This window comes from Sphingomonas sp. CCH9-E2, assembly GCF_001557215.1.
Classification (GTDB): Bacteria; Pseudomonadota; Alphaproteobacteria; order Sphingomonadales; family Sphingomonadaceae; genus Sphingomonas.
Window position 1 is genome coordinate 1 of record NZ_LSJM01000315.1, and the last position, 2,030, is coordinate 2,030.

General features: G+C 69.1%; 2 protein-coding genes. One reads left to right on the forward strand and one right to left on the reverse strand.

What is annotated here, in order from left to right:
- Positions 1–476, forward strand: a 476-nt coding sequence (locus AX681_RS14835; protein ID WP_156456110.1) for an alpha/beta hydrolase, incomplete at its 5' end; no start/stop codon positions are given.
- Positions 477–492: 16 nt separating this feature from the next.
- Here AX681_RS14835 and AX681_RS14840 read toward each other — a convergent pair.
- Positions 493–2,030 (reverse strand): ABC transporter permease (locus AX681_RS14840; protein ID WP_156456111.1); only part of this gene is annotated, 1,538 nt, incomplete at its 5' end.

Sequence of the window (2,030 nt, forward strand, 5' to 3'; positions counted from 1 at the left end):
GCCCCGCCCGCCCCTCTCCCGATGCGCAGCTGGCGGGACTAACGCCGCAGATCACCGACGCGCGCGCCGCCTTCGCACTGGTGCGCAAGCGTGCCGGGGAGTGGAAGGTCGATCCGAACCGCATCGGCATGGTCGGCTTCTCGGCCGGCGCGATGCTGACCATGGCAACGACGGTGGCAGGCGTGGACGCCAAGCCCGCATTCATCGGCAACATCTATGGCCCGCTGTCGGCCATGACGATCCCCGCCGACGCGCCGCCGTTGTTCGTCGCGCTCGCGGCCGACGATCCGCTGTTCGGCAATATCGACTATGGCCTGGTCAATGCATGGCGCACCGCCAAGCGCCCGGTCGAGTTTCACCTGTACGAACAGGGTGGTCACGGTTTCGGCATGTATCCGAAGGAGACGACCAGCACCGGCTGGTTCGACGCCTTTGTCAGCTGGATGACGATGCACGGCTATCTGAAGCGGGGATGAGCGGGGGGCGCCCCGCTCACAGCCTCCGCAGCGCCTGAGCGGGCCTCACCGACAGCACCGGCAGCGATCCGAGCAGCCCGATACCGAGCGTGAGCAGCGCGCCGAGACCCAGCGTCGCCGCAACGATGCTCCAGTCGGGTGCCCAACCGAACTGGAACACGCCGGTGATGACATACCACGCCGCCAGTCCGCCCAGCCCCAAAGCGAGCGCCGCGAGGGTCAGCGCGAGCAGCGCATATTCCAGCGCCTGCGCCGCAAGGATCTGGCGCCGGGTCGCGCCCAGCGTCTTGAGGATGACGCTGTCATAGCTGCGCGCCTGCCGCGACGCGGCGATCGCACCAACCAGCACCGCGATGCCCGCCAGGATCGTGACCGATGCCGAGAGCAGAATCGCCGTCGCCATCTGGTCGAGGATCGTGCGCACCTGCCCCACCACCTCGCTCACCGCGATGATTGAGGCCGAGGGGAAGGCGCCGAGCAGCGCGCGCGACACCTTGCCCTCGTTCTTCGGCTCCATGTCGATCGTCGCGGTCAGGCTGTGCGGCGCGGCGGCAAGCGTGTTAGGCGAGAAGACGAGAATATAGTTGAAGCCCATCGTGTCCCAATTGACCTGCCGCAGCGACGCGATCCGCGCCGTTATCTCGCGGCCAAGAATGCTGACGGTCATGGTGTCGCCGACGCCGACCTTGAGGATCGTGGCGGCCTCCCGATCGAGCGAGACGAGCGGCGGGCCGGCATAATCCTTCGGCCACCATTGCCCGGCGACCAGATCGCTGCCCTCCGGCAGCACGGCGGAATATGTGACGCCGCGCTCGCCACGCAGGAACCACGCACCTTCGGGCAGGGTCTTGAGATCGGCGACGCGGGTATTGCCATAGGCGGTGATCGTGCCGCGCAGCGAGGGCACGATGTTGAGCTTCGCCTCAGGCGCCTCCCGCTTAACCAGCGTGGAAAAGGCGTCGCGGGACTCGGACGGGATGTCGAGAACGAACTGGCTCGGCGCACGCTGCGGCACCGCGCGTTCGATCTCGGCATCGAGGCTGGTCTGGATCGCGGCGAGCGTGACAAACAGCGTGAGTGCGAGGCCGAGCGCGATCACCAGCGCTACGGTCTGCGCGCCGGGGCGATGCAGGTTGGACAGGGCGAGGCGCAGCAGCGGGCGGCGCGGGCGCGGCAGCTTTGCCGAAACGCGCCGGATCAGCGCGCCGATGCCGAGCAGGACGAGCAAGACCAGCGCGACTGCGCCCAGCACTGCGCCGGCGAAGATCGGCTCACGCGCGGTCGCCAGCGCCAGCGTCACCACCAGCGCTCCCGCCAGCGCGACCAGCGCCACGCTGCGGCGGTCGATGCCACGCGACTCCTCGACCCCGCTGCGCAGCTGTGCCGCCGCCGGATGCGTCCGCGCGCGCGCCAGCGGCGGCATGGCAAAGGCAAAGGCGATCAGCAGGCCATAGGCGGCGCTCGTCACCAGCGGCAGCGGATAGACCGCAAAGCCCGGCGCCACCGGCAACAGGTCGCCCGCGAGCGCCACGAACGCGATCGGCAGCACCGCGC